The sequence below is a fragment of the Paracidovorax konjaci genome, from assembly GCF_900112675.1.
Classification (GTDB): Bacteria; Pseudomonadota; Gammaproteobacteria; order Burkholderiales; family Burkholderiaceae_C; genus Paracidovorax; species Paracidovorax konjaci.
On the sequence record NZ_FOMQ01000027.1, the window covers coordinates 1 to 26,725 of the forward strand.

Annotated in this window: 22 protein-coding genes; 12 read left to right on the top strand and 10 right to left on the bottom strand. The window is 70.6% G+C overall.

Annotated features, from left to right (window positions below; all coding sequences use genetic code 11):
- The first annotated feature begins 569 nt into the window (after positions 1–569).
- The 3 genes from urtE to BM144_RS22080 all read left to right on the top strand — a co-directional run bounded on the left by urtE (position 570) and on the right by BM144_RS22080 (position 3,215).
- Positions 570–1,274 carry an urea ABC transporter ATP-binding subunit UrtE gene (gene urtE / locus BM144_RS22070; RefSeq protein WP_092957776.1) on the top strand — a complete coding sequence of 235 codons (705 nt, stop codon included), beginning with the start codon at positions 570–572 and terminating at the stop codon, positions 1,272–1,274.
- Positions 1,275–1,470: 196 nt separating this feature from the next.
- Positions 1,471–2,496, top strand: a complete 1,026-nt coding sequence (locus BM144_RS22075; protein WP_092957779.1) for an adenylate/guanylate cyclase domain-containing protein — start codon at positions 1,471–1,473, stop codon at positions 2,494–2,496.
- Positions 2,497–2,501: 5 nt separating this feature from the next.
- On the top strand, positions 2,502–3,215 hold the full coding sequence (locus tag BM144_RS22080; protein ID WP_245783767.1) for a cold shock and DUF1294 domain-containing protein: 714 nt from the start codon (positions 2,502–2,504) through the stop codon (positions 3,213–3,215).
- Between the two features lie 29 nt (positions 3,216–3,244).
- On the opposite strand, the gene BM144_RS22085 is transcribed toward BM144_RS22080, so the two are convergent.
- Positions 3,245–3,955: a haloacid dehalogenase type II gene (locus BM144_RS22085; protein ID WP_245783768.1), complete on the bottom strand. Its 711-nt coding sequence runs from the start codon at positions 3,953–3,955 to the stop codon at positions 3,245–3,247.
- A gap of 358 nt (positions 3,956–4,313) precedes the next feature.
- Between BM144_RS22085 and BM144_RS22090 the strand changes: the two genes are divergently transcribed.
- Positions 4,314–5,468 (top strand): MFS transporter, encoded by a 1,155-nt coding sequence (locus BM144_RS22090; RefSeq protein ID WP_245783769.1) that lies wholly within the window; start codon positions 4,314–4,316, stop codon positions 5,466–5,468.
- Between the two features lie 29 nt (positions 5,469–5,497).
- Here the strand turns inward: BM144_RS22090 and BM144_RS22095 are convergent, their stop codons facing one another.
- Positions 5,498–6,337: a phosphatase PAP2 family protein gene (locus tag BM144_RS22095; RefSeq protein ID WP_092957782.1), complete on the bottom strand. Its 840-nt coding sequence runs from the start codon at positions 6,335–6,337 to the stop codon at positions 5,498–5,500.
- A gap of 477 nt (positions 6,338–6,814) precedes the next feature.
- Here BM144_RS22095 and BM144_RS22100 point away from each other — a divergent pair, with 477 nt between their 5' ends.
- From BM144_RS22100 to BM144_RS22115, 4 genes are all read left to right on the top strand, one after another.
- Positions 6,815–7,936, top strand: a complete 1,122-nt coding sequence (locus tag BM144_RS22100) for a diacylglycerol/lipid kinase family protein (protein ID WP_092957785.1) — start codon at positions 6,815–6,817, stop codon at positions 7,934–7,936.
- A gap of 22 nt (positions 7,937–7,958) precedes the next feature.
- Positions 7,959–8,732: a metallophosphoesterase family protein gene (locus BM144_RS22105; RefSeq protein ID WP_092957788.1), complete on the top strand. Its 774-nt coding sequence runs from the start codon at positions 7,959–7,961 to the stop codon at positions 8,730–8,732.
- 99 nt (positions 8,733–8,831) lie between these two features.
- Positions 8,832–10,079: a TRAP transporter substrate-binding protein gene (locus BM144_RS22110; protein ID WP_353615083.1), complete on the top strand. Its 1,248-nt coding sequence runs from the start codon at positions 8,832–8,834 to the stop codon at positions 10,077–10,079.
- A complete protein-coding gene (locus tag BM144_RS22115; RefSeq protein ID WP_092957792.1) occupies positions 10,079–12,739 on the top strand; it encodes a bifunctional diguanylate cyclase/phosphodiesterase in 2,661 nt (886 codons plus the stop codon). Before BM144_RS22110 ends, BM144_RS22115 begins: the two co-directional genes overlap by 1 nt.
- Positions 12,740–12,948: 209 nt before the next feature.
- Here the strand turns inward: BM144_RS22115 and BM144_RS22120 are convergent, their stop codons facing one another.
- Positions 12,949–15,786, bottom strand: coding sequence for a choice-of-anchor D domain-containing protein (locus BM144_RS22120; RefSeq protein WP_175526107.1), 2,838 nt, complete (start codon positions 15,784–15,786; stop codon positions 12,949–12,951).
- 239 nt (positions 15,787–16,025) lie between these two features.
- Positions 16,026–16,928: a DMT family transporter gene (locus BM144_RS22125; RefSeq protein WP_092957798.1), complete on the bottom strand. Its 903-nt coding sequence runs from the start codon at positions 16,926–16,928 to the stop codon at positions 16,026–16,028.
- Positions 16,929–17,092: 164 nt separating this feature from the next.
- Here BM144_RS22125 and BM144_RS22130 point away from each other — a divergent pair, with 164 nt between their 5' ends.
- From BM144_RS22130 to BM144_RS22145, 4 genes are all read left to right on the top strand, one after another.
- On the top strand, positions 17,093–18,079 hold the full coding sequence (locus tag BM144_RS22130; RefSeq protein WP_092957801.1) for a quinone oxidoreductase family protein: 987 nt from the start codon (positions 17,093–17,095) through the stop codon (positions 18,077–18,079).
- Entirely contained in the window at positions 18,076–18,897 is an 822-nt protein-coding gene (locus tag BM144_RS22135) for an NUDIX hydrolase (RefSeq protein WP_092957804.1), read from the top strand. The genes BM144_RS22130 and BM144_RS22135 overlap by 4 nt, the downstream gene beginning before the upstream one ends.
- Positions 18,898–19,055: 158 nt before the next feature.
- On the top strand, positions 19,056–20,426 hold the full coding sequence (locus tag BM144_RS22140; RefSeq protein WP_139225810.1) for a hypothetical protein: 1,371 nt from the start codon (positions 19,056–19,058) through the stop codon (positions 20,424–20,426).
- A gap of 195 nt (positions 20,427–20,621) precedes the next feature.
- Positions 20,622–21,638 (top strand): bile acid:sodium symporter family protein, encoded by a 1,017-nt coding sequence (locus BM144_RS22145; RefSeq protein ID WP_092957810.1) that lies wholly within the window; start codon positions 20,622–20,624, stop codon positions 21,636–21,638.
- A gap of 206 nt (positions 21,639–21,844) precedes the next feature.
- Here the strand turns inward: BM144_RS22145 and BM144_RS22150 are convergent, their stop codons facing one another.
- The 6 genes from BM144_RS22150 to BM144_RS22175 all read right to left on the bottom strand — a co-directional run.
- Positions 21,845–22,837, bottom strand: a complete 993-nt coding sequence (locus tag BM144_RS22150) for a hypothetical protein (RefSeq protein ID WP_092957813.1) — start codon at positions 22,835–22,837, stop codon at positions 21,845–21,847.
- Positions 22,834–23,262 carry a TauD/TfdA family dioxygenase gene (locus BM144_RS23265; RefSeq protein WP_175526108.1) on the bottom strand — a complete coding sequence of 143 codons (429 nt, stop codon included), beginning with the start codon at positions 23,260–23,262 and terminating at the stop codon, positions 22,834–22,836. Before BM144_RS23265 ends, BM144_RS22150 begins: the two co-directional genes overlap by 4 nt.
- A gap of 272 nt (positions 23,263–23,534) precedes the next feature.
- On the bottom strand, positions 23,535–25,511 hold the full coding sequence (locus BM144_RS22160) for a DUF3732 domain-containing protein (RefSeq protein WP_092957819.1): 1,977 nt from the start codon (positions 25,509–25,511) through the stop codon (positions 23,535–23,537).
- Complete coding sequence (locus tag BM144_RS22165; protein WP_139225812.1) at positions 25,508–25,996, bottom strand: three component ABC system middle component; 489 nt, start codon at positions 25,994–25,996, stop codon at positions 25,508–25,510. Before BM144_RS22165 ends, BM144_RS22160 begins: the two co-directional genes overlap by 4 nt.
- Positions 25,993–26,379 (bottom strand): ABC-three component system protein, encoded by a 387-nt coding sequence (locus BM144_RS22170; protein ID WP_092957826.1) that lies wholly within the window; start codon positions 26,377–26,379, stop codon positions 25,993–25,995. The genes BM144_RS22165 and BM144_RS22170 overlap by 4 nt, the downstream gene beginning before the upstream one ends.
- Positions 26,380–26,393: 14 nt before the next feature.
- A partial coding sequence (locus BM144_RS22175; protein WP_139225808.1) for a transposase occupies positions 26,394–26,725 on the bottom strand: 332 nt, incomplete at its 5' end.

The following is a 26,725-nucleotide window of genomic DNA, read 5'->3' on the forward strand; positions in this document are numbered from 1 at the left end:
CGGGCCATCGCTGCGCTCGGCCTGGGATGCGCGAGTGCTGCGCACCGCGCACCATTCTTTGAGGAGGACGTAGCGCCCTGCCTGGACCGAGCGCAGCGACGGTCCTCCCAGGCCGAGCAACGCGATGGCCCGAAGGACTTCAGCAGGCCGAGCGAAGCGACGGCCCGGAACGCCCCTTCTGGATGCGCCTGGGGCGCGCAGGGGGCGGGGTGGCGGGTGTGCCGAAGGACACACCCGCTTCAACATCTGGCTCGCCGCGGCTGTTTGAGCGGAGCGCGCCAGCGCGCAGCGAGTTCCGCGGCGCACCCCGCCACCGAGCACCCCAGGTCGCCCCGCAGCGAAGCGGAGGGGTCGCAGACAGCAGGGTCGCCTTTTCTTTGCCTACTTTCTTTTGGCGAAGCAAAAGAAAGTAGGTGCGCCGCCGGGCGCACCCCCCGGCCCCGGAAAGCAAACAAAAAACAACCCTCCGCCAAGACCAACGGAAGCAACGTAACCACCAATCAACTACAAAAACAATAGCAAACTATCCAATGAATCCGCCGGCATAGAAGCAAAAAGACCCCAAAACCATGCTCACCGTCCACCACCTCCACCAGTACTACGGCGGCTCCCACATCCTCCGCGACGTGAGCCTCACCGCCGCCCCCGGCAAGGTCACCGTCCTCCTGGGCCGCAACGGCGTCGGCAAGACCACGCTGCTCAAGAGCCTCATGGGCCTGGTCGCCGTGAAGAGCGGCGAGATCGTCTGGGAAGGCCAGCCCATCCAGGGCCGGACCCCCTACGAGCGGGCCCGCGCCGGCATCGGCTTCGTCCCCCAGGGCCGCGAGATCTTCGGGCGCCTCACGGTGGAGGAGAACCTGCGCATGGGCCTGGCCTACAAGAGCGGCTCCACGCCCGTGCCGGAGCACCTCTACACGCTGTTCCCCGTGCTGCAGCAGATGCTGGGCCGCCGCGGCGGCGACCTGTCGGGCGGGCAGCAGCAGCAGCTGGCGATCGCGCGGGCGCTGGCCCCGAGCCCGCGCCTGCTGATCCTGGACGAGCCCACCGAGGGAATCCAGCCCAGCATCATCAAGGACATCGGCCGCGTCATCCGCCGCCTGGCCGACGAAGGCCTGGACGGGCACCCGGTGGCGGTGCTGCTGTGCGAGCAGTACTACGACTTCGCCGAGGAGCTGGCCGACGAGTACCTGGTGATGGAGCGCGGCGAGGTGATCGCGCGCGGGCCCGGCAGCGAGATGCAGGCGCGCGGGATCCGCCAGCTCGTGGCGATCTGAACAGCACTCCCGCGCCTGCCGGGTGGGGCAGGGTGGGGCAGGGCGGGGCAGGGCGGGGCAGGGCGGGGTAGGGCCGGGCTTGACCGGCTTGACCGCGGCAAGGCCGCACCCCTATGCTGGCAGCCGGGCGCGGACGCTACCGTGCCGCTCTCCAGAGACACTCCCCCGGCCCCGCGCAGCCCTCCTTGCCCCACCCATGTCCTTGCCCTCCGCCCCAGGCCCCGAAGACCCGCCCTCCGCCATGGCCCCGGCCGCGCCGCCGAATCCGGGAGGGGGCGTGCCGCTGCTGCAGGAGCGCGACATCACGCTGCTGAAGGCGGGGGTGCGGGATTTCGCGCAGTTGGCCGCGTCGCTGCCGCCGGCGCAGTCCCGCGACTGGATGGAGCGCATCCTGGCTTGCGTGCACGGCCAGCTGGCCACGTACGGCGGCGAACTGGCGCACTGGACGGGCGAGAACGCCGCCGTGGTGTTCCGGCCCGGCGAGACCGCCGACGACAGCGTGCAGCGCGCGGCCATGTACGCGGTGGCGCTGCAGATGGCGCTCAAGGAACTCAACGAGGCCTGCCGCAACGAGCGCCTGCCGCCCGTGTACGTGGGCGTCGGCATCGCCTGCGGCCCCGCGCTGGTGGGCGACGGGGCGCCGGCCGGCAGCGGTCGCCAGGCCCCGCTGCTGCTCGGCGAGGTGGTGGCCGAGGCCTCGCAGCTGCGCGCCTTCGCGCTGCGCGGCCAGGTGCTGGTGAGCGAGGCGGTCTACCAGCGCTGCTGGACGATGGCTTCGGTGTCGGCGCCGGTGCAGGTCTTCGTGAAAGGCCGCTCGGGCCAGCTCTCCATGCGCGAGCTGGTGGCCGTGCCGGGCCGCAAGCTCAAGGTGCCGCGCCAGGAATTCCGCCGCAGCCTGCGCGTGGAGGCCAACCTGCCCTGCACCTGCCAGCGCGTGCAGGACGGCGCCGTGCTGCTGCACGCCGTGCCGTGCTCCGTGCGCGACATGGGCTACCACGGCGCGCTGCTGGAACTGGCCGAGCCGGTGCCGATGCACGGCGAGCTGCGACTGGCGTTCGACCTGCCCATCGCCCGGTACCAGGCGCGCGACGTGTATGCGCGCGTGGTCACGCTCAACACCACGGGGCCGCAGGTGCTGGCGGGCGTGGAATTCACGGCCACCAGCGCGGAGTTCGACACCCAGGTCCGGCGCTTCGTGCAGGGCATGGTCGCGGGCGGGTAGGGCGCATGGAGCCCTTGCGGTTCGAAGGCGTCATCGCCTCGTGGAACGACGCGCGCGGCTTCGGCTTCATCGCGCCGGCGGCCGGCGGCGATCCGGTGTTCGTCCATGCCAGGGCATTCGCCGCGCAGGCACCGGCGCGGCCGCAGGCCGGCATGCGCGTGAGCTTCGCCGTGGAGCCCGGGCCGCAGGGCCGCAAGCGGGCCTGCCGGGTCGCGCCCGTGTCTGCGTCTCCAGCCATCGCTGCGGAGCGTTCCGCCCCCCGTGGCGGCAGTGGCCGCAGCGGCGGCAATGGCAAGGGCGGGCGTTCATCGGGGCCGCCGCGTTCGCGCCGCCGCGCAACGGCCGCGCCGGGTCGGGGGGCGCTGTGGGCATTGCCGGCGTTTGCCGTGTTCTGCGCGGTGCTGGGGCTGGCCGGCTCGCTGCCGCGGTGGACATTCGCCGTGTACGGCGGCATGGGCCTCACGACTTTCCTCGCCTATGCCTGGGACAAGGCGAGCGCGATCAACGGCGGCTGGCGCACGCGCGAGAGCAGCCTGCACCTGCTGGCCCTGGCCGGCGGATGGCCCGGCGCGCTGCTGGCGCAGCAGTTCCTGCGGCACAAATCCGCCAAGGCCGAATTCCGCGCGGTGTTCTGGATGACGGTAGTGATCAATGCCGCGGCGCTGGGCGTGCTCTGCTCGCCGTTCGGCGCGGAGTTGCGGCGCGCGCTGGCCGCGTAGCGGCGGCCGGCGTGCCGCCAGCGGGCGCGTCAGGCGGGGCAGCCCAGTGCGTCCGCGAGGGCGCCGATGGTGGCGCAGTGCAGGTGGTTGCCGGGCCGGGGCGAGACATCCTTGGGCCGCACGGCGCCGAATTCGTGCGGGCGCTCGATGTAGGCCGTGCGCAGCCCGCAGGCGCGCGCGGCTTCCAGGTCCTCGTGGTGGGCCGCCGCCATGAGCACCGCTTCCGGCGGCAGCCCGAAGACCTCGGCCGCGCCGCGGTACACGGCCGGGTCGGGCTTGTAGGCCCGGAACACCTCGGCGGACAGGATGCAGTCCCAGGGCAGGCCCGCGGCCTTGGCCATGTTCGCCAGCAACCCCAGGTTGCCGTTGGAGAGCGGGCTCACCATGAAGCGCTGGCGCAGCCGCTGCAGGCCGCCCACGCTGTCGGGCCAGGGCTGCAGCCGGTGCCAGGCGCGGTTGAGGTGGTCGCGCGCGGCGCCGTCCCAGTACGCCAGCCCGAAGCGGGGCAGCAGGCCGTCGAGGATCTCGCGGTGCAGCGTGTCCAGCGCCACCCAGCCCCGCTCGCCGCTGCGCACGCGCTGCATGGCCGGCTGGTAGCCCGCGCGCCAGGCCAGCGCGAAGGCGTCGCCGTCCACCTGCGGGGCCAGCGCCGCCAGCTCGCGCACGATGCTGCCGTGCCAGTCCACCACCGTGCCGAACACGTCGAACACGACCAGCCGGATGTCCCGGAATGCCTCCATGCCGCCGGGCGCGGCGGGGGTGGAGTGCGGTGCGGAGGCGGCGGGGGGCGGTGGCGTGTGCATGGCGCCCATCATGGCCGCACCGGGCCGGCGGCGGCCTCCGGGGGTTCCCTCGGACGGCCGACCCCACGCGGCGCGGGGGCGGCCGTGTGCGGGCTGCAGGCGGCGGAGGTGTTTGGCAGAATCCGGGTTTACCCTGACTCGCCCGCCCCATGCCCCTGACGACGCCCGCCTGCCTTCCCCCGGTTTCCTGCCACCCTGGCACGGGAGGCATTCGATGAGCGGGCCTCCGGCGATCCCCGGCGGCGGCCTGGCCACCGCGCCGGACGCGGCCGCGCAGGCCGCCCCGCGCCCGGGCATGGCGGCGGCGCTGATCGGCCTGGGCGTGGGGGGCTTTTCCATCGGCACCGGCGAGTTCGTCATCATGGGCCTGCTACCCGAGGTGGCGCACGACATCGGCGTGACGATCCCGCAGGCCGGCCATGTGATCAGCGCCTATGCGCTGGGCGTGGTGATCGGCGCGCCGGTGCTGGCCGTGCTGGCCGCGCGCTGGGGGCGGCGCGCTCTGCTCATCGCGCTCATGGCCGTCTACGCGCTGGGCAATTTCGCCTCGGCGCTCGCGCCGGGGTATGTCTCGCTCAACCTGCTGCGCTTCATCACCGGGTTGCCGCACGGCACGTATTTCGGCGTGGCCGCGCTGGTGGCGGCGTCGCTCGCGCCGCCGGGCCGGCGTGCCAGCGCCGTGGGCATGGTGATGCTGGGGCTCACGGGCGCCACGCTGGCCGGCGTGCCCGTGGCGGCGGCGCTGGGCCAGCATTTCGGGTGGCGGGCGGCCTTCGTCTTCGTGGGGGCGATCGCGGTACTGGCCATGGCCATGGTGCGCCGCGGCGTGCCCTACATCCCGCCCGACGCGGCCGCGAGCCCCTGGCGCGAGCTGGGCGCGCTGCGGCGCAAGCAGGTATGGCTCACGCTGGGCATCGGCGCCATCGGCTTCGGCGGCATGTTCTCGGTCTTCAGCTACATCAAGCCCACGCTCACCGAGGTGGCGGGCCTGCCCGTCGCGGGCGTGCCGCTGGTGCTGGCCCTGTTCGGGGCCGGCATGGTGGCCGGCAACCTCGTGGGCGCCCGGCTGGCCGACCGCTCGCTGATGCGCACCATCGGCGGCCTGCTGGTGTGGTCCGTGCTGGTGCTGGGGGGCTTCGTGTTCGCCGCGCACCATGTGGCGACGGCGGCACTGGCCACGTTCCTCATCGGCACCATCGTGGCCATCGGCCCGGCGCTGCAGATCCGGCTCATGGACGTGGCCGGCGACGCGCAGACCCTGGCGGCAGCGCTCAACCACTCGGCCTTCAACTGCGCCAACGCGCTCGGCGCGTGGCTGGGCGGCCTGGCGATCACGGCCGGCCTGGGCTGGACATCGACGGGCTGGGTGGGCGTGCTGCTGGGCCTGGGCGGCATCGGCGTCTTCGCCGCATCGCTGGCCGCCGAGCGCGCGGACCGCCGCCGGGGCTGAAGCCCTGCGTGCAGGGCCCCGGCGCTCGCTCAGGCGGGCAGGGCCGCGGAGCGGCGGCCGCGGTGCCAGTGCCCCACGCCGTTCATCACCATCACGCAGCAGGCGAGCCACACGCCGCCGGTCACCCAGCCCGCGAGCACGTCGCTCGCGTAGTGCACCTGGAGCACCACGCGGCTCCAGCCCACGGTGAAGGCCACCGCCACGGCCGCCAGCAGCGCGGGCAGGTGCAAGCGCGGCGGCAGCAGGCGCAGCGCCAGATAGGCCAGCATGCCGTAGGCCACCAGGGCGCTGCTGCTGTGCCCACTCGGAAAACTGAAACCGTCCGCCGCGGAAACGCCGTGCGTGTGCTCGGGCCGCACGCGCTCGAAGGCATGTTTGAAGCCCCGCGTGAGCAGGCCGTTGCCGGCCAGGGCGGCGGCCCACCCCGCGGCCAGCAGCCGGTGGCGCCGCCACCAGAGCGCGATCGCCACGCCGACGGCCAGCACGGCGAGCACTTCCTTGTCGCCCGCGTGGGTGAGGCGGGCGAACAGCGTGAGCGTGGACACGCCGGCCTGGTCGCGCAGCGTGGCCGCCAGCACCTGGTCCAGGCGGGCCCAGGCGGTGGGTGCGGCCCATTCCTGCGCGAGGGCGCCCAGCAGTTCGGCGCAGGCCCACAGCAGCAGGGCCGAGGCGCCCATCGCCACAAGGAGGCGCGGCACCGCATGGCGCGGCTCGGACCAGCGCGTGAACCAGGGCGCGCAGCGGGGCGCTGCCGCCTGGGCCGCGCCCCATGCGCTCGCCGCGGTGGCCAGCGCCAGCGCCAGCCCCGCGCCCCACACGGCCACCGGGTGGGTGCCTGCCCAGGCGGCCCAGGACTGCGGGTCCGTCATGCCGGCACCCCCAGGGGCGGAGTGGCCGCGTGCCCCGCGCTGCGGGCGGGCTGGCGGGCCATGCCGGCGTGGCCGGCAAGCGGGTGCGGGTCGGGGGCGCGGTCGGGACGTTGGGGGCAGCGGGGCATCGGGTGGTTCGGGCTCGGCAGTCGGGTCAACGGAAGGCGCGCATGTTGACACGCCCTGCCGGCCGGCGTTTCCAAGACCCGGCGCGGTATCGGAGATTGCGGCGGCGGGCGCCCGCCGCGCCTTCCGCCCGCGGCCCGGCTGTCGGCCCGCGCCGACACGGCCTGCGCCTGCCCTCCGATGCGGCCCTGCAGTGCGCGCCCGCAGAATCGGCCGAATGCTGCGGGGCGGCCGCGCCGCGGTTATCCTGCCGCCGGCACCGCGCCACCCCGGCCGGGCCTGCGGGCTCCAGGCCCGCCGGCCCCCTTGCAACGCACACCGCAACGCTCCCTTCAACGCCTGCCCGCACCCATGCCGCCCCACGCACCGCCTACTCCCCCCGCCGCGCCCGGGCCCGTGCACCTGGTGGTGCCCCACCGGCCCGGCGCGGACCACTCCCAGTTGCGTGCCCGGCTGGAGGCGCTGGAGCCGCTGCGCCAGCACGCCGTGCAGTGGCATGTGCCCGCGCAGCGGGCCGGCATCGTGCAGGCGGCCGACGAGGCGGCGCGGGCCGCGCTGCTGTCGGGCGGCATCGTGGTGGCCTGCGGCGGCGACGGCACCATCAATGCGGTGGCCACGGCCGCCTGGCGCCACGAGGTGCCCATGGGCGTGATCCCCGCCGGCACCTTCAACTATTTCGCGCGGGAGCAGAGCCTCTCGCTGGACCTCTCCCAGGCCGCCGCGGACATCCTGCAGGCGCAGCGCCGCGGCGACATGCGGCCCGTGCGCGTGGGCTACGTGAACGAGCGCATGTTCCTCGTCAACGCCGCGGTGGGCCTGTACCCGCGCCTGCTGGAGCAGCGCGAACTCGCCTCGCGCCGGTTCGGCCGCTCGCGCTGGGTGGCCGTGGTGTCGGCGGTGTGGAGCTTCTTTCGCCCGGCGTCGGCACGGCGCTGGCGCGTGTCGCTGCGCGCGCACCGCGGCGCCGATGCGCTGGTGCGCGAGGAATTCTTCGCCTCCACCCTTTTCGTGGGCAACAACCCGCTGCAGCTCGACCGCCTGGGCATCCCGCAGGCGCGCGACGTGGCCGAGGGCGACCACCTCGCGGTGCTGCTGCTCAAGCCGCAGGGCCGCTGGGCCACCGCGCGCACCGTGTGGCATGCCGCCATCGGCCAGCTCGACCGCGACGAGGCGGTGATCAGCCTGGCGTGCTCCGAGATGGAGGTCGAGCCCGCGAGCTGGCGCCCGCTGCAGGTGAAGGTGGCGTTCGACGGCGAGCGCGAATGGATGCCGCCGCCGCTGCGCTTCCGCGTGGAAGACCGGCCGCTCTGGCTGGTGGCGCCCACGGCCACCGCGAAGGACGACGAGGGGGCCGCCGCGCAGGCCACGCCCGCGGCCGTCCCCGCCCGGGCGGAGCCCGACCCGGATCCCGATCCTCCTGGCGTCCTGCCGGTGCCCGGCACCGCGCCGGGGCTGGCGGCGGTCGCCTCCTGAACACGCAAGCGTGCGGCGGACCATGGGCGTACTGATGCACCTGTCCGACCTGCACTTCGGTGCGCACGACCCGCGGGTCTGCGCTGCCGTGCATGCGCTGGCGCGCGAGCTGCAGGTCTCCGTGGTGGTGGTGTCGGGCGACCTCACGCAGCGCGCCACGGCCGGGCAGTTTGCCGAGGCGCATGCCTTCATCGCCGCGCTGCAGGCCCCGCGCACGGTCGTGTTGCCCGGCAACCACGACCTGCCGCTCTTCGCGTGGTGGGAGCGGCTCGGCCAGGCCTACCGGCGGTATGCCCGCTGGTGGGGCGACGACCTGGAGCCGGTGTGCGACGCGGGCGGGTTCTTCGTGGTCGGCGTCAACACCACGCGGGCCTGGCGGCACCAGCGCGGCAGCCTGTCGCACGCACAGATCGTGGCCGTGGCGCAGCGCCTGGACGCCGCGCCGCCGGACCGCTGGCGCATCGTCGTCACGCACCACCCGCTGGTGGCCCGGCACACGGCAGACGGCGACCACCGGCCCCACCGCGCCGGCGAGGCGCTCGTGTGCTGGCGCAACGCCGGCGCGGACCTGCTGCTGTCGGGCCATGCGCACGAGCCCGCCCTGCGCGAGGTGCTGCCGGGCCTGTGGGCCGCGCACGCCGGCACGGCCGTTTCGGTGCGGCTGCGCGCCGATGCGCCCAACAGCCTGCTCACCCTGGACGATCCGGCGTCGGGCGAGAGGCGTCTCACGCGGTGGGACTTCGATCCGGGGCAGGGGGTGTTTACCCGGGGGGGTACCGGAATCCTGCGGAACTGAGGCCGGCACGGTCCAGCAGGATGCAGACATGGCGGTTCCGAGCATTTGTCAAAGGCCTGCGAAATGGTAAAAAACCGTTGCTACAGGGAGGAACCTCATTTGGCACCGAAAGTCCGGGCGCCCCGCGCCTGTGTGCCCATCCATTGCCGCCCGCACGGCAGCCTGCGGCCGGGCGCCATCGCCTGGCGGGCACTGCTGGCGCTGGCCCTGGTGCTGGGGGGCGCGCAGGCCCAGGCGCAAACCTCTGCACCCGTGCCATCCCCATCGAAGCCACAGCCCGCACCCCCGGCCGGTGCTTCCGGAGCGGCCGCCTTGCGGCCCGAGGCCGCGAGCGCTGCCGGCGCGCGGCCCGCGGTGGCGACCGGTGCGCCCTACCGCCTGCGCATCGTGGGCAACCTGGGCGCGCTGTCCCAGTACTCGAAGCGTGAAGCGCCGTTCTGGACCCAGGACCTGCCGCGGCTGAGCGGGGGGCGGTTCACCGCCTCCATCGTGCCCTTCGACCGCGCGGGCGTGCCCGGCATCGAGATGCTGCGGCTCATCGAACTGGGCGTGGTGCCCCTGGGCACGGTGCTCATGAGTTCCCTCACCGCGCAGTACCCGCAGTACACCGCCCCCGACCTGCCCGGGCTCAACCCGACGCTGGCCGACCTGCGCTCCGCCGTGCAGGCCTTCCGCCCCTATCTGCAGACGGCCCTGCGCGAGCGCCACCACTTCGAGATGCTGGCCGTGTACGTCTATCCGGCGCAGGTGCTCTTCTGCCAGAAGGCGCTGTCGGGGCTGTCCGACCTGGTGGGGCGCCGCGTGCGCGTTTCGTCCGCCGCCCAGGCCGACTTCATCGCCGCGCTCGGCGGCATCCCGGTCTACACGGGCTTCGGGCAGATCGTCGCGAGCCTGCAGGCGGGCGACAGCGAGTGCGCGGTCACCGGCACGATGTCGGGCAACACGCTCGGGCTGCACCGCATGACGCGCTACCTCTACCCGCTGCCGATCACCTGGGGCCTGTCGTTCTTCGGCGCCAACGACGAGGCCTGGAGCGCCATGCCGCAGGACCTGCGGGCCCTGCTGCTGCGCGAGCTGCCCAAGCTGGAGGAAGCCGTCTGGCGCGACGCCGCGTCCGAGACCGCCGAAGGCATAGCCTGCAACAGCGGCGCGGCCTCCTGCACGCGCGGCGAGAAAGGCACGATGGTGGTGGTGCCCGTGTCGGATGCCGACGAGGCGCGCCGACAGCGCCTGCTGCGCGAAGCCGTCCTGCCCAACTGGCTGCGCCGCTGCAGCGGCAACTGCGCCGAGGTCTGGAACGCCACCCTCGGGCCGGCGCGCGGCATTCCCGCCACGAGGAGCCCGTGATGCCGGCCATGTCGCTGCGCCTGCGGGGAGCCGTGTTGATCGCGATGGCGGCGTTCGTGCTCGGGCTCGTGGCCGCCGCGGGCGGTCTCATCCTCAATGCCCGGCATGCGGCCCTGGCCGAGAGCGAGGCGCAGGTGACACGCTTCTCGGCCGGGGCCGAAGCCGCGCTGAACCGTGCGCTGCTCGGCCTGGACGTTCTGCTCGCGAGCACCGACGACATGATCGACCTGTGGCGCGTGCGCGAGCCCCGGCCCGATCCGGCCTTCGTCGGGCAGCTGCTGCGCAACGCGGCCCGGCAGAACATCCTGGTGCGCACGGTGGTGCTGCTGGATGCGCGGCGCACGGTGGTCGCGTCGTCGGATGCCATCGGCGCGCGCGTGCCGTCCGAACTGCCGACGGGCTTCTTCGACGAGGTCATTTCGCAGGGCATGCCCACGCTGGCGCTCAGCGCGCCCACGGTCAGCTTCGCGAGTTCGGAGCGGGTGCTGTATGCCGCGCGGCCCATCCGCTCGGAGGACGGCGAGCGGCTGGTCGCCGTGCTGCAGGTGCCCGTGAGCATGCTGGTGGCCGTACTCGCACAGGGCGCCGACATCCCCGGGCTGGAGGTGACCTTCGAGCGCGGCCGGGGCGATTTGATCATCGGCTCGTCGAGCCGGGGCGAGGCGCGGGGCCGCGCGCGCGTGTCGCCCCTGGGCGACGACACCGCCGCCTCCAGCGCCTGGGGCCAGCCCGCGCGTCTGTCCGGCGTGCCCGCGCTGGTGGTGGCGCGGCCCATCCTCTACCAGGGGCTGTGGGTCTCGTCGAGCCTGCCCGAGGCCGCGGCGCTCGCGCGCTGGCGCCTGGAGCGCAACGCCATCGTGGCCGTCGCCACGCTGCTGGCCGCCACGGTGCTGGCGGCCGGCGGCTTCGCGATGGCCTACCTCGGCCGCATGAACCGCGCGCGCAACGACATCGCGCGTTCCAAGGCCACGCTCGAGCAGGCGCTGGGCTCCATCGTCAGCGGCTTCGTGCTGCTGGACCCGCGCTTCCGCGTCCTGCAATGGAACCGGCGCTTCGAGGAGATCTTCCCGTGGCTCAAGGACATGATGGTCGTGGGCCTGCCGTTCCGCGACGTGCTGGAAGCCACCGTGCGCTACCACCTGCCGGAGGCCGACGAGGCCGGGCGGCGGGAATGGGTCGAGCAGCGGCTGCTGCAGCAGCGCAACCCGCGCGGCACGCACGAGCAGATGCTGCCCAACGGCCACTTCATCCAGATCACCGAGCGCTCCACGCCCGAGGGCGGGCTCATGATCACCTACCACGACGTGACCGAACTGCGCCGTGCCAGCGCCGAGATCGAGAGCCTGGCGTTCTACGACCTGCTCACGGGCCTGCCCAACCGGCGCCTGCTGCTCGACCGGCTCCACCAGGCGCTGGCCACCGCGCAGCGCTCGCGGCAGTTCGGCGCGCTGCTGTTCCTCGACCTCGACCATTTCAAGACCCTCAACGACACGCAGGGCCACGAGGTGGGCGACATGCTGCTGCAGCAGGTCGCCGTGCGCCTGCGCAGCTGCGTGCGTGCCGCCGACACGGTGGCCCGGCTGGGCGGCGACGAGTTCGTGGTCATGCTGTGCGACCTCTCGCACGACCGCGACGAGGCCGCCTCGCTCGCGCGCCGCATCGGCGAGAAGATCCTGCACGCCGTCGCGCAGCCCTACCAGCTGCACCAGCAGGTGCACCACAACACTTGCAGCATCGGCGCGACCGTGTTCGGCGATGCGCGGCAGACCGCGGCCGATCTGCTCAAGCAGGCCGACATCGCCATGTACCAGGTCAAGGCGCGGCGTGGCAATGCGCTGTGCTTCTTCGACCCGCAGATGCAGGTCGTCATCAGCCAGCGCGCGCAGCTCGAATCCGACCTGCAGGCCGCCATCGCCGCCAACCAGTTCGTGCTGTACTACCAGCCGCAGTTCTCGCGGTCGGGGAAGGTGATCGGCGCGGAAGGCCTGCTGCGCTGGCAGCACCCGGAGCGCGGGCTGCTCTCGCCGGGCCACTTCATCGCCGTGGCCGAAGAGAGCGAACTCATCGTGCCCATCGGCCAGTGGGTGCTGCGCACGGCCTGCGCGCAGCTCGCCGCCTGGAGCCGCGACCCGCGCCTGGCCCAGGTGCACATCGCCGTGAACGTCAGCGCGCGGCAGTTCCGCCACCCCGACTTCGTGGCCAGCGTGTTCGATGCGCTGCACCATGCGGGCGTGCGGCCGCACCTGCTGGAGCTGGAACTGACCGAATCGCTCGTGCTCGACAACGTGGACGACTCCGTCGCCAAGATGCACCTGCTGCGCACCAAGGGCGTGCGCTTCTCGGTGGACGATTTCGGCACCGGCTATTCGTCGCTCGCCTACCTCACGCGGCTGCCGCTGCACCAGCTCAAGATCGACCAGTCGTTCGTGCGCAACCTCGGCGCGCGGCCCACCGACGACGTGATCGTGCAGACCATCATCGGCATGGCCCGCAACCTGGAGCTGGAAGTCATCGCGGAGGGCGTGGAGACCGAGGAACAGCGCACCTTCCTGGAGCGCTACGGCTGCGACCTCTACCAGGGCTACCTGTTCGCGCGGCCGATGCCGGTGGAGGAACTGCAGGCACGCTACGGCGAAGGGGCCGCAGGCGCGGCGTCCTGAGCGTGCGGCCGCTCCGGGCCGCTACACCCCGCCGCCACCGGAGAAGAAAGGAAAACCCGTCCGCAGCCACCCGCATGCGCCAGGGCGGGTGGCCCCGGCGGCGGTGATCCTGCCGGGGCGCTGTTGCTGCCATGGCTGTTGCTGTTGCGGTTCGCTGCCCGGGCCGGGCGGAGGCAAGGGCGCGGCGTGCCGCGCGCCTGCCCGGGGCGTCAGCCGCGCCGCCGCAGCACGGCCGCTCCGCATCCCATGAGCAGCAGCACGAGCAGGAGACCGGGAGCGGCGCCGCCCACCGGGATCGCCGCCACGCTGGTCGCCCCGGCGGCGCTGGCCTGCAGCGTGATGGTGGCGCTGCCGCCGCTCGACGCGATATTGACGGTCTGCGTGGCGCCCGTGGATGCCGTGGGCGCGTACAGGTAGCCGAGCGTGCAGCTGGCGCCGGCCGCGAGCGTGAACGGCGCCGCGCCGCAGGTGCCGCCGCCCTGCGAGAAGGGGGCCGTGGCCGCGGAAAGGGTGTTCACCGTGAGCGCGCTGCCGCCCGTGTTGGAGAGCGTCAGCGTCCGGGTGGCGGTGCCGCCGGGCGCGACGGATCCGAAGTCGAGGGTCGCCGTGCCGCCGGTGTCCAGCACCGCGGGCGCAGCGGCCGTGCCGGTACCGCTCAGGGTGATGGTGCCGCTGCCGGCCGCGCCGGCGGAGACCGCCAGCGCCTGGCTTGCGGGACCGGTGGCCGTGGGGGCGAAGCCGTAGATGAGCGTGCAGGAGGCGCCGCCCGCGATCGTGATCGGCGTGGCGCTGCAGGTGCCGCCCGTGCGCGAGAACGGCGCGGCCGCGGCCGTGAGGCCCGTCACCTGCAGCGGCGCGCCGCCGGAGTTGCCCAGCGTGACGGTCTGCGGGCTGCCGCTGCCGCCCACGGCCACACTGCCGAACGGTGCCGCGGCCGGCGTGACCGTCAGCGCGGCGGGGGCGACATTGGTGAAGGTGTCCACCGCCGTCGCGCCCCCGAACCCTTGCGCGTAGAGCGCTTCGGCGATCACCGTGAAGCGGTAGGGCAGCGTGCCGGCCGTGTTCACGCCCAGGTTGAATTCCACCGTGCGCGACGCACCGACGGCGAGTGGCGCGGTGGTCGTCACGGCGCTGTCGGCGACCGACGTGTTCACGCCGCCGCCCATCGCCTGCGCCGGGGGTGTCTGCACCGCCAGGGCGGCCGTGGTCACCTGCGTGGCGTCGGAGAGGGTGATCGTCTGCACCGGCGAGCCGAGCAGCCGCAGGTCCGATTGGCCGGCCGGCGGCGCGCCGCCGGTATAGGTGCTGAGGTCGACCACCCGGTAGCGCAGAGCGATGATCGGCTGGCTGCCGTTGTTCGTGTAGCGCCGACGGATCTTGAGAGTGCCTTCGCTGCCGTTCGTCACCGGGGTCGCGTCGCGCACTTCGTTGGGCGCCGCGGTGGCCCCCACGCCCGCATCGATCGCGGCGGAGGTGAAGGTCTGCAGGCCGTGCATGGGCGATGCCGTGGTCGTGAAGGCCGTCATGGTGTGGCCGCGCTGCGGCCCCGGGGCGCCCAGGACGGCGGCCACGCCGTCCAGCATGCGGCCCTGCGTGTCGACCAGCTGGAAGTCCGCCGCGTTGTCGCCCGTGTCCTGGGGGAAGCCGCCCGTGCTGCGGCGCACCCAGCTGTGCTGGCCTGCCGTGGTGATGCCGCTGGCCGGGGCCAGGCCCGCGCCTTCCTTGTGGTCGGTGCTGGTGACCGCGCCGTAGCCCACCGCGTCGAGGCGTGACGCGGACGATGCGGCGGCAGTGGAGAAGATCGCGACTCCGCTGTCGTCGGCCAGGAATCCGACCGTGGGATCGGCCGGGTTGATGCTGAAGTTCGCCGATCCGCTCGCGGTGATGCCCGTGCCCGTCGGATAGGTCGAGAGGCTGTAGGTGTTACCGGCGGGCGAGGGCGTGGTCGGCTGCGTGGCGATCAGGAAATAGCTGCGCGGGGCGATCGCGAGGGGGCCCGCGGTGCTCGACGTCTGCGAGATCGTGATGGCCGCGGTCTCGGCGCCGCCCTGGGCGGCGGAGAGACGCCACCCCGCGCCGCCCACGGCCGTGGGATCGGCGCCGGGCGTGGCGTCGATGATCGTGATGGACTGGTCCGTGTTGTTGTAGAGCTCGATGAACTCATCGGCCGAACCGTCCGAGCCGGGCGGCGCCGTGCCGGCGCCGCGGGTGCGGAACTCGCTCACCAGGATGTCGCCGGGCGCGGGCGCGGCGGGCCGGCTGTCGAAGGAGAGGGTCCAGCCGCCGCTCAGCGTTCCGCCGTCGAGGTTCGCGTCGTCGCTGATGTAGAGGCGCCACGTGCCGTTCGGGTCCTCGCCGTTGAAGGCCGAGAGGGTGTAGGTGTAGGGGGCCGCCGGCGCGGGCGCGGCGAAGACGTCGGTGGTGCCGGAGTTCGCGGGCCGGTAGGTGCCCGTCACGAACGGCACGCCGGTGTTGCCCGTCACTGTGGAAGGGATGGGGCGGTCGGCATAGTCGTCGAGCGTGACGTCGATGTTGCTGATCCCGGGCGAGCCGGCGCCGAAGTCGGACATGATGACCGACTTGCGGCCGCTGGGCGATACCAGCAGGATGTCGATGTCGGCAGGAAAGCCGTGCGACAGCCCGCGCAGCGTCACGCTGACCCGCTCGACCACGCCCGTGACGCCCGAGACCGTGATCGGCGAGGGGAACAGCGAGGCGGGCTGCCCGGAGGCGGGGCACGGGTTGGGGCAGTCGGTGATGGTGATCGCCGCCGGGTTCGAGAACGACACCGGGACGGCCTTGGCGGTCAGCGCGCCGGCGGACCGCAGGGCCAGCCGCCGGGAGGCCGCTGCCCGCCCGGGGGGGCGCTGCTCCTGCGCGACCGGCGCTGCCGCGGGCTCGACCTCGCTGGATTTGGCGAACGCCGGCGCCGGCACCGAAAGCACCGCCGCCACCACGGCAGCACCCAGGCCGCCCTGGAGCATGCGTTTCAGAAAGCGCCCGCCGATGCCGGACGAGGGGCTGCAGGAACCGGGGAAAGTGGCCACGACTGTCTCCATGAAGAATGGGTGCAGACGTTCCGCGGTGTGGGGGCGCGCGGGGTGCGCGCTCGGCCGGCGGCAGCCACCGTGCCGCTCGGAAGTCTGGACCCTGGTGGACGCGCAGACTACCATCGGCCAAGGTAAAAGCTATCGCTCGGCAGTATGCGATTGCCGAGAATTTCGAGGGGCGGACCACGGTCGGGTTGCTTTTTCGGCACTCCGGTGCGTTGCCGCGGGCCGGCGGCTCATCCCTTGCGCGACGACACCACGATGCCCGCCACGATGAGCGCGAACGCCGCGCCGTGGTAGAGGTGCGGCAGCTCGCCCAGCATCAGTGCCGAAAGCAGCGCGGCGAAGAGCGGCGTGAGGTTGATGAAGAAGCCCGCCACCGCCGGGCCCGCGCGCTGCACCCCCGCTCCCCAGCAGCGGTAGGCCAGCAGGGCCGGGCCCACGGCGATGAAGGCGAGGGCCGCCGCCAGCGGCCAGCCCCAGGTGACGTGGGTGAGGCCCAGGCTCCATTCGCCGGCCGCGAAGGCCCCGGACCAGGCGAGGCCGAACGCCATCTGGGCCATGAGAAATGCCGCCCAGTCGGCGCGCAGGCTCGGGGGCTCGTGGGTGCGCGCCAGCAGCCAGCTGTAGAAGGCCCAGGAGATCGTGGCGAGCAGCATGTAGAGGTCGCCCGGCACGAGCCGCAGCGCGAGCAGCTGCGCCCATTCGCCGCGGCTGAGCACCAGCAGAACGCCGGCGATGGACAGCAGCGCGCCCATGACCTGCGCGCGCGTCGCGCGGGCCTTGAAGAAGAGGGTGCCCACCGCCAGCATCCACACCGGCAGGCTGGAGCCGACCAGCGTCACGTTCAGCGGCGTGGACGTGCGCAGCGCGAGGTACTGCAGCGCGTTGTAGCAGCCGATGCCCAGCAGCCCGAGCAGCGCGTAGCGCCGCCAGTGCGGCCACAGCGGGCTGCCGCGGCGCAGCACGCCGTGGGCCAGGGGCAGCAGCAGCGCGAAGGCCAGGGCCCAGCGCAGGAAGTTGAGCGCGGACGGGGAGACGAGGGTGTGGACGAGGCGGCCCGTGACGGCATTGCCGGCCCACAGCAGCGGCGCGGTCACCAGCAGGGCCACGGTGCCGGGCGAGAGTCGTTGTGTCATGGCCTGGAAATGTACCGGCCTGCACCCTCGGCCGATCCATGGCAGGATGCACGCCGGCCGCCGCGTGCGGCCATTCCGCTGACCGGGAACCGCGGCTGCGCCGCCGGTTCGCCCCTTCTTCCGGCCCTTTCCCATACCCCATCCTTCATCGCAGGAGACGCCGCATGAGCCTCGCCGTCCAGATCCGCCAGCATGGCGGCCCCGAAGAACTGCACCTGACCGACGTGCCCGTGGGCGACCCCGGCCCCGGCGAGATCCGCATCCGCCACCATGCCGTGGGGCTGAACTTCATCGACGTGTACCACCGCACGGGCCTCTACCCGCTGCCCATGCCGGCCACCATCGGCATGGAGGGCGCGGGCACCGTGGAGGCCGTGGGCGAGGGCGTCACCCACCTCGCGCCCGGCGACCGCGCCGCCTACGCCAGCGCGCCCCCGGGCAGCTATGCCGAGGCGCGCGTGATGCCCGCCAAATGCGTCTGCCGGCTGCCCGACGCCATCGACTTCGAGACCGGCGCGGCCATGATGCTCAAGGGCCTCACGGCGCAGTACCTGCTCAAGAAGACGCTGCCCGCCGAGGGCCTGCAGCCGGGCGACCACGTGCTCTTCCATGCGGCCGCGGGCGGCGTGGGCCTGATCGCCTGCCAGTGGGCGAAAGCGCTCGGCCTGCAGCTCATCGGCACGGCCGGCAGCGACGAGAAATGCCAGCTCGCGCTCGCCAACGGCGCGGCGCACGCCATCAACTACCGCACCGAGGACTTCGCCGCGCGCGTGAAGGACATCACGGGCGGCCGCGGCGTGAAGGTGGTGTACGACTCCGTGGGCAAGGACACCTGGGAGAAGTCGCTCGACTGCCTGCGCCCCTTCGGGCTCATGGCCACCTTCGGCAACGCGTCCGGCCCGGCGCCGGCATTCGCGCCCGGGCTGCTGGGGGCCAAGGGATCGCTCTACGTCACGCGCCAGACCCTGTTCACGCACATCGCCACGCGCGAGGCCACCCAGGCCATGGCCGACGACCTCTTCGCCGTGGTGCAGAGCGGCGACGTGGCCATCCACATCGCGCAGCGCTACGCCCTGCGCGACGTGCAGCAGGCGCACCGCGACCTCGAGGCGCGCAGGACCACGGGCTCCACCGTCCTCACGCTGGCATGACGCGGCCCGGCGTGCCCGCCTGGGTGCCGGCGGCCCGTGCGCTGGCCTGCCGGCCTCCGGCGGCGCCCCGCCTCGCCTTCGCCGTGGCCGGGCAGGCCGTGGGCACGGTGGCCGAAGGGGTTTTGGATGAAATCGCCTCCATGCCGCCGGATCCATTCAATAGTTTGCTATTAAAAAGTGAGCATATGGGTGCGCCGGCCTGGCACCTGGACTGCGCGGCCGGCGATGCCACGGCGGCCCTTGCGCGGCTGGCAGCGGCCCTGCGGCGCGCGGGCCGCTGCGGGCCCTGGCGCGACGAGCAACTGGCCGTCTGCAACGCGGCCGGCGAGCGCATCGGCACCGTGGAGCGCGGCGCCGTGCGCGCCCTGGGCATCGCCACCCGGGCCGTGCACCTGGTTGCCAGCGCGCCCGACGGCCGCCTGTGGGTGCAGCAGCGCGCCCTGACCAAGCCCAGCCACCCGGGCCGCTGGGACACGCTGATGGGCGGCATGGTCAGCGCGCAGGACACCGTGGAATCCGCCCTGGCCCGCGAGACCTGGGAAGAGGCGGGCCTGCGCATCGGCGCGCTGCAGGGCGTGGCGCACGGCGGCTCGGTGGATTTCTCGCGGCCCAGCGACGACGGCGAGGGCGCCGGCTACATGGTCGAGCGCATCGACTGGTTCCATGCCACCGTGCCCGAGAGCCGGGTGCCCGTGAACCAGGACGGCGAAGTGAAACGGTTCGAACTGCTGGCCACGGCCGAAGTCCACGCGCGGCTGGCGCGCGGCGAATTCACGCCGGAGGCGGCACTGGTGCTGGCGGGGTTCTACGGCTGGTGAGGCGGTGGCGTGCCGGCCGCGGGCTGAGCGCGCGTGCGCCGGTGTGCACCGCGAAGGCTTCGCGCCGCGCCACGCGGCTTCGGCCATGGCCCCGCCGTTGGCGGGCCGGCGGGCTAGATTGCGGTGCATCTCCCGTTCCAACCACCAGGGGCCCTGCCATGTTCGGTCACATCAAGCGCGTTATCACCGGCGGCTCGTCCTCGTCTTCTCCGTCGTCGTCACGAACCTCCAGCACGCCTGCGTCGCCCACGCGCGCCTCGCCCCACCGGCATGCATCACCCCATGGCATGCCGCCATCGCCGCCGCGGCTGGGCGGGGCCGGGTCCGTCGCCGGGCAGGGGGGATCGCCCCGGGCCGAACTCCGCGCGGCGAACATCAGCACGAGTCCACCGCTCGACTGGAGCATCGCGTCGCAGCTCTACGATCCGGGCGTGATCCAGGCCGAGCGGTTGAAGATCAATCATCAAATGCTGGCCCAGGCGCCAGCCGATGGAAATGCTGTCGGTGTGAACCGTTCGGCGCTCGAGGCAAGCCTGCGCGAGAACCTGCAGGCGCGCGCCGATGCGAACAACCTTCCGCGCGAGCAAATCGACCAGCGGCTGGCAGCCGACCCGGCACTGCAGGCCGAGTTCACCCGCCTGTCCGCGAAGCTGCACCTCGTAAGTACCGGTCCCCTCCCGTACCGGCGTGCAGAGCTGGTGCACATCGCTGCCGAGAACCTCGCCTTCCAGGCGCAGGCCGAGGCGCAGGCACCGTCCCGCCGGAGACGGTCCGGGCCGCCTGCGGCAGCGGGCAGCCCGATGCGCGCCCCGGCCGCCGAAGGCCGGGCACGGCCGGTGCCTCCGGCCCGACCGGAAGTGCCGCGCCACCCGGAGGCCGCCCGCGTGGCGTCCCCCCGGGCCGAGCCGGGCCCCGCACCGGCCCGGCCCGCCATGCTGCACTGGAGCGTGGCCTCGCAGCTCTACCACCCGGGCGCCATCCAGGCCGAGGAGCTGCGGCTTCAGCGGCGCATGGAGGGCGAGCTGGGTGCGGTGCCGGTACGGCTCAGCCACGAGGAAATCCAGGGGCAACTGGCGGCGCGGTTCCGGGACGGCGCCAATCGCCACGCACTCTCCAACGAGCAGGTCCGGCGTGCCCTGGATTCCGACCCGCTCCTGAAGGAGGAATACAAAAACACCTACCGGAACGCCCATGCCCTGGGCGGGAGTTTCCACAGCTTCGAGATCCTGTATATCGCCCGCCGGAACATCGCGGCCCGGAGCGAGGCCGGACCCGGGCGGCAAAGCCCCGAACGTGGCAGCCCTTCCGCCAGGCCGCCCAGCGGTGGGATCCGGGCCTCCTCACCCGGCCCGGCGCCGGCGCTGCAGGGGCCACGGCGCCAACTGGCGCGGAGCGGGCCGATCCAGGACACGCAATTCGTCGCCGCCGAGCCGCAGCGGGCTTCCGGCGCCGCGCCGCAGAGACTGGATTCGATCGACACCATGGCCCTGCCGACGCAGTTCATGCAACGGCCTGCCGCGGGGCGCTGAACGGCGCCGCAGTGCGGCGGCGCAACCGGCGCGGCCCCCCGGCCCCGGCGGCTTGGCCGCCGCCGCGGTGCCGCCAGCGCCAGCGCGGCACAGGGCCGCTCGCCCACCCGCACCATGCCCGCCCTCTTGGGAGGGCGAGGTGCGGCGCCCCGTCAATAATGGCGCCTTGTCCCGCCCCCGCACCGACGCTCCGCCATGGCCCGCTCCCGTTTTCTCCCCGACAACTTCACCCTCGCCCTGCTCGCCGTCGTGGCACTGGCCAGCCTGCTGCCCGCTTCGGGGCGCGTCGCCCAGGGCTTCGAGATCACCACCACGGCGGCCGTGGCGCTGCTGTTCTTCCTGCACGGCGCTAAGCTGTCGCGGCAGGCCATCGTGGCGGGCCTGTCGCACTGGCGCCTGCACCTGGTGGTGGTGGCGTCCACCTTCGTGCTGTTCCCGCTGATCGGCTGGGCGCTGCGGCCCGTGCTGCAGCCGCTCGTCACGCCCGAGCTGTACCTGGGCGTGATCTTCCTGTGCGTGCTGCCCGCCACCGTGCAGTCGGCCATCGCCTTCACGGCCATGGCGCGCGGCAACATGCCCGCCGCGATCTGCAGCGCCTCGGGCTCCACGCTGCTGGGCATCGCCATCACCCCGCTGCTCGTGGGCCTGCTGATGCCCGGCGTGCCGGCCGCGCACGGGGCGGGGGCGGCCAGCATGGGCGGCGGCGGGCACGACACGCTCGCGAACATCGGGCGCATCACCCTGCAACTGTTCGTGCCCTTCGTCTCGGGCCACCTGCTGCGGCCCTGGATCGCCGGCTTCGTGCAGCGCCACGCGCCGGTGCTCAAGTTCGTGGACCAGGGCTCCATCCTGCTGGTGGTCTACACCGCCTTCAGCGCCGCCGTGATCGAAGGCCTGTGGAAAGAGATCCCCCTGCCGGCACTGGCCGGGCTCGTATTCGTGTGCGCCGTGGTGCTCGCCATCGCGCTCTGCGCCACCACGTGGATCAGCCGCCGCCTGGGCTTCCCGAAAGAGGACGAGATCACCATCGTCTTCTGCGGCTCCAAAAAGAGCCTGGCGAGCGGCGTGCCCATGGCCAAGGTGCTGTTCGCCTCGCACGCCGTGGGCGCGCTGGTCCTGCCGCTGATGGTGTTCCACCAGATGCAGCTGATGGTGTGCGCAGTGCTGGCGCAACGGTATGCGCGGCGGGGGGAGGTGGGGGAGGGGCGCTGAGAGGGGACTGAGGTGAACTGCGTGTTTTGAATTTCTTTGGCGCTGGAACTCAGTCGTGGCTGGCAGTTCTGCAGCTGAACAGAAGGCAGCTATGCAGCGGGTGCGGTCCTACGCTTTGCAGAAATCGACGCCTGTAAGCGGTCGTTCAACGCCTTGGCTTGAAGATGTCTAGTGGACCCGGCGCGATTCAGTCTCGGGCGAGCGCGCTAGTCGTTGCCGTAATCTGGCTCGTAGCTGATTTCCTCTACGCTGACCTTGATGTATTCCTCGTCGATGTCGGCGGCTTGGATGGCAACGCCTCCAATCAAAGCCAAGCCGCAGGTAGGGCAGTGAAACTCCGTCGCGTTGTATCCGCGCTCGATAACTTCGTCGCCGTAGTCGGCATCGTCTTGATCCTCCGCCTTGTCTTCCCAGCTCAGGTCGCCAGCGACGAATCCGCAGCCCTTGCACGCCGGACAGTCGTCCTTCCAATACTCCGAGTACACGTAGCGGAAGAGGTCGGTGTCTATCGGCAGGTTGTGCGTCGCTGCAAGGAAAGCCTTGAGCTTGTCGCGCCCCAGCTTCCCGTTCTCCGATTCTTTGAACTGGGATGCATAGTGCTTCACCCGCTGTTTTGCGGCGCGGACTTCGGCATGGCGATGAGCTTTCAGGAGAGCCTTCGGCGCCTTGGCATCGGCGCCCAGCCACTCCTGGAGGTCCATGTCCATGCTTTGGAGAATTAGGTCAGCCGCGTTCCAGAAATCCCCTTCCCAGCCGTCGTAGGGCATCGCGGCACACGCGGCATCGCCTGAATGTAATTCAGCATTCCTTCGGTTTGCTAGCTGCCTACAACCTTCCATGACAGGCGTCGTAAAGTTGTTAACCGTGTGAGTCAAACGAACGTAGGCGACGGATGCATCGATGGTGCGAACCTTCGTCGTGGTTGAAACGCCGCACGCTTCGAGCATGCTGTTGGGGTTGTGTGGCTCGACGACAAGACAAGGGTGGATGCGTGCCAACTGCGCTTTGGCCAGAAGTTCCAGTGCTCCGGCGGCCCAAAGCTGGCACTCGCTCTGGAGGTCGGTCTCCTTCGCGTCAATGCTGCGCTTCGCAAACAGCTTGGACTTGTCCAGCAGCGCTTGATGCGATATCGCGGTTGGCACGGTGCGACCGCGTTGTGCCTTGCCGACCTTAAAGAGGTCCATATTGCCTATCGTCATGAGCTCTCTCCCAAAATGCTAATCCTGAACAGCGCGCGCGTGAGGTCGTTGCTGGCATCCGCACGGCGGTGAAAGACCTTCCAGTTGTCTAGCACCAAGACGCTGCCAGGCGTCCAGCGATGAACGTACGTTGGTGGCACGCACAGCTCACCAAGTCGGGTCATCAATCTCTTTGCTCGCTCCGTGGCGCCTTCCATGCATCCAGGGTCAAGGCGTAGGAATGGCTGGCCCTTACCTTTTATAGTTGCGTAGAACGACTTCGCGCCGGTACGCACGAGAAACGGCTCCGTGCTGGCTGCCTCGTAGAGCTCATCAGGCATCAGCAGGTCAGCGTTGAGCAGTTCGGTCGCAGCGGTGCCGCTGGAACACTCCAGCATTCCGAGCACTAGGTATCGGGCAGGGATCGGGCGGTGCGCCATGTCCATGTGCCACGGCTGAGCTCCGGTTCCACCGGTTCGGCTGAGCGAGCGCGGCCGTGCCTCGCGCTGGGAAACTGGCACGAGCTCGTCGATAACGCTACGCCTTCGTGTCCGCGTGGCTGTGCCGAGCGTCGCCGCCAACGCCAGTAAATCGCGTTTGAAGCTTTCGTCGTCGGCAGCGGCGCTGTTAACGCAGGTCCATCCGCGGCTTAGGAGAGCAGTCCGCTTGGCAGGTGGAAGAACTTTTCCCATCTGTGACCAGTGCTGGCGTCGTCGCCTTACTTGCTCCAACTGGGCCAGTCTTGCGGCACCAGCGCCGGCGGATTCATCCACGGCTCTTCGACCAGGGCGTCCTGGAACCAATCTTCTGCAAAGTTGGCATGTTCTGTGACGATGAGCTGGAAGCCCGGGACTAGCTCTTTCGTGTAGTTCAGCAGCATCTCAAACAGCTGCTTCGCCGCCTCCATGTCGGCGTCCACATGCGCGACCTTGTCCGTATCCCCCGCCACCGATTCATAGATGGTCTGCGACGGGAAATAGACCTGCGTTGGCTGGTCCAGCATCAGGAAGCGAGGAATAGGGGTACGGTTTTCCGAGGCGTAGCGGTGTAGGGCAAGAAGAGCCGAGATGTGATACGCCAGCCAGTTCGCGCCGCCGCCGGTGCGAATCATCGGAACTGGATTGCCGGGGCGCTGCACCACCACGGTCAAGTTGCGCATATCCAGCCGGAAGGGAAATTCCGAGAAGAAGGCCTTGAACTCCTTCACCAGCGAAGTCATGGTGCTGGAGATGTGGGTAATGACCGATTCCATACGCGCGTCTGCATCGTCATCGGCACCCGCGCTCTGGTTAATCTGGTCGAGCTTCGCCTGCAGCCGTTCGACTTTGAGCTTTAGCGTGCTGATGGTATTGCTTGGATTCAAGCTGTCCAAGTAGAAGCTGACTCGGCCTTGAACCTTCAGCGCGCGCGCGTTGGCGTCCTCTTGTGCTGCTGCATTGTCATCGGTCAGGGCAGCAGCGTTGAGGTCGACTTCGACCTCACGGATAGCGTCCTTTAGTTGGCTGGAGCGGTCGGTGAGTGCTGCCAGGTGCCCATCAAGACGAGGGCGCGCGCCGCCAACGTGCAAAAGCTCGCTGTCCAGGCTCGATAGCTCGGCCATCAGCAATTGAGCGACGCCATCCATGCGGGCGTCTTCCTCCTTCAGGAATGGCCACTGCCAGTTGCCATTCGACGAACGCGGCAAAGCATTGATAGACTCAAGGCGGGAGCGCTGCTCTTGGGCCTCAGTCTGGAAATCGGACGCGCCTTTGACGTACCTTTGCGCGGATGCAATCTGGTCCAGGACCTGGCGGCGCTCCGTCCGCAGATTTGAACGACGTGCCTGGAGCTTAGCCATTTCACTCTCGGCCATAAGCGCTACCTGCCCGGGCCGCCAGCTAAGGACTTCCCTAAGGGACGCAACCAAGTCGCTCTCGGCTCCATCTGTGCTCGGCCCGGCACTGGCCGGCGAGCTGCTGAAGGGGATACCCACAGTCCGCGCTTCAGCCAGCAGGCCCAACCCGCGCGTGTCCAGCGCATCTTCCGTCTCCTGAGCCAGCTTCAGTTCTCTCTGAGCAATTTTCAGCTCGCGCTGTGTCGCACGTCGGCTCGCCTCAGTCTCCATGTCTCCGACGTTGGAGATACCAAAGAGAACTGCAAAGGTGTCACGGATAGTCTGTGGAAGGTGTTCCTCTGCCTGTCTGTAGAACAGCGACTCTTTGCTGGCCACCAGGCCTTGCTTCTGGAAGAGATAGAACGCCGTGTGCTTGACGTTGACAGAGTAACCGGTACGACTGCTGCGCTCAGGAACAGGCGTCTTGGTCTCCGGAATACCCAGCAGAGAAGAAAGCACTTCGTGGACAAGCTCGTCGCCACCGTTGTGCTTTAGAGCGTTGAACTCCGGCGTTTGAATCTGCCTGCCGCGCATGACCATTGCGAGCGAGCACTGAACCTGACCCGGCTTGGGGTTGGGCTTGGCGACGAATACCTGCTCGTGTGGAAACTGAAAGGTAACCGCGAACCAGGACACTTTCTCGCGGATGAAGCCCTCCGCAATCTTGCATTCGTCCTCGCCCATGCAGTACTCGACGATGTCCGAGAGGGACGACTTACCCGTCGAGGCAAGGCCGGTGATGATGTTGAGCCCATCGGGATTGAGGGTGAGGTCGCGCCTACGGCTGTCGTGGCTGTAGATATGAATCGAAGCAATCTTCATGGGCGGATGGACAAACTGGTGTAGACCGTCACACGGTCGTTAATCTGGGCGAAATCGCGACCGAGGACGACTGCAGCGGCGCGGCATCTTTCGGCGTCTTCGGTGCTCAGCGGCTGAGGGGACACCCGTCTGGGGATAAGGCTGATGCTGCCGTCAGCGCCGACCTTGATGCAGTCCTTGCTTGCGAGCAGTGCGAAAGCCTCTGTGGCGTACTGCACCAGCGCTCGCGCCCGCTCGGCGAAGTCAACCAGCAAGTCTGGGCGGAGCGCGAAGACACGCAGCACGGACAGCCGCTTGTTTTCCAAAATCTGCTCGCGCGAGTCCAGGTGAAGGCACATCGGGAGAACAAGAAGGGTCAAGGAGTAAGGCATTGGCTTCCCCGATATGCGCTCGTACTCGCGGATGGCTGCAGCCAAGACCACAGCGCAGAACGCCGGGTTGAAGAGATTCCGCTCTTCAAAAGGGCGATATGACCAGTCCCTCATGCAGGCACCTTCGACGTTGCAGACTTTAGGCGCTCAAGGAACTGGGGATGCCAATGCACACGAGGCATCGGCTTCTCGTCTGCGAGGATGTGAAAGCTGCCGCGGCGAATAAAGTCCTCCGTCACGTCCTTGCGGATTTGTAGGCCTTTGGATTGATTCTCTGCCCAGTCATAGAGCTGGCGACCCGCAGCTTGGAACTCGGCCTCGTTCTGCGGCGCATTCACCATGGCCCAACCCCTGGCGCGCTTCCATTCTTCGACCAAGCGCAGCTCGAACTTTCGAATCTCGCCGCCCACAAGGGCGTTGACTCTGGTCCAATGCGCGCGTTGAGAGAACGCGCGGTAGAAATCCAAGATGGCCATCTCCAGGCTGTCGCTGGACATCCCAATTAGAGCGGCTAACAAAACGGTGCGAGATGGCGAATGCAAATGACGCAGCAAGCCAGAGAAAGCAGCGCGACATGAATATCGATGCGACGTTCGAAGCGAGTGCGCAACTTGCCGAAGGCAGCCAACCAAGCGTGGGTGCGCTCCACCACCCAGCGATGACGCCCGAGCCGGTCATTGCGCTCGATACCACGCCGGGCAATACGCGCCGTGATGCCCAGCTTGCGCAGGTGGGCTCGGCAACGCGCAAAGTCATAGCCCTTGTCGGCATGCAACTTGTGGGGCCAACGTCTGGGCCGGCCACGACAGCCTCTCACCGTGGGCAAGGCATCGACCAGTGGCT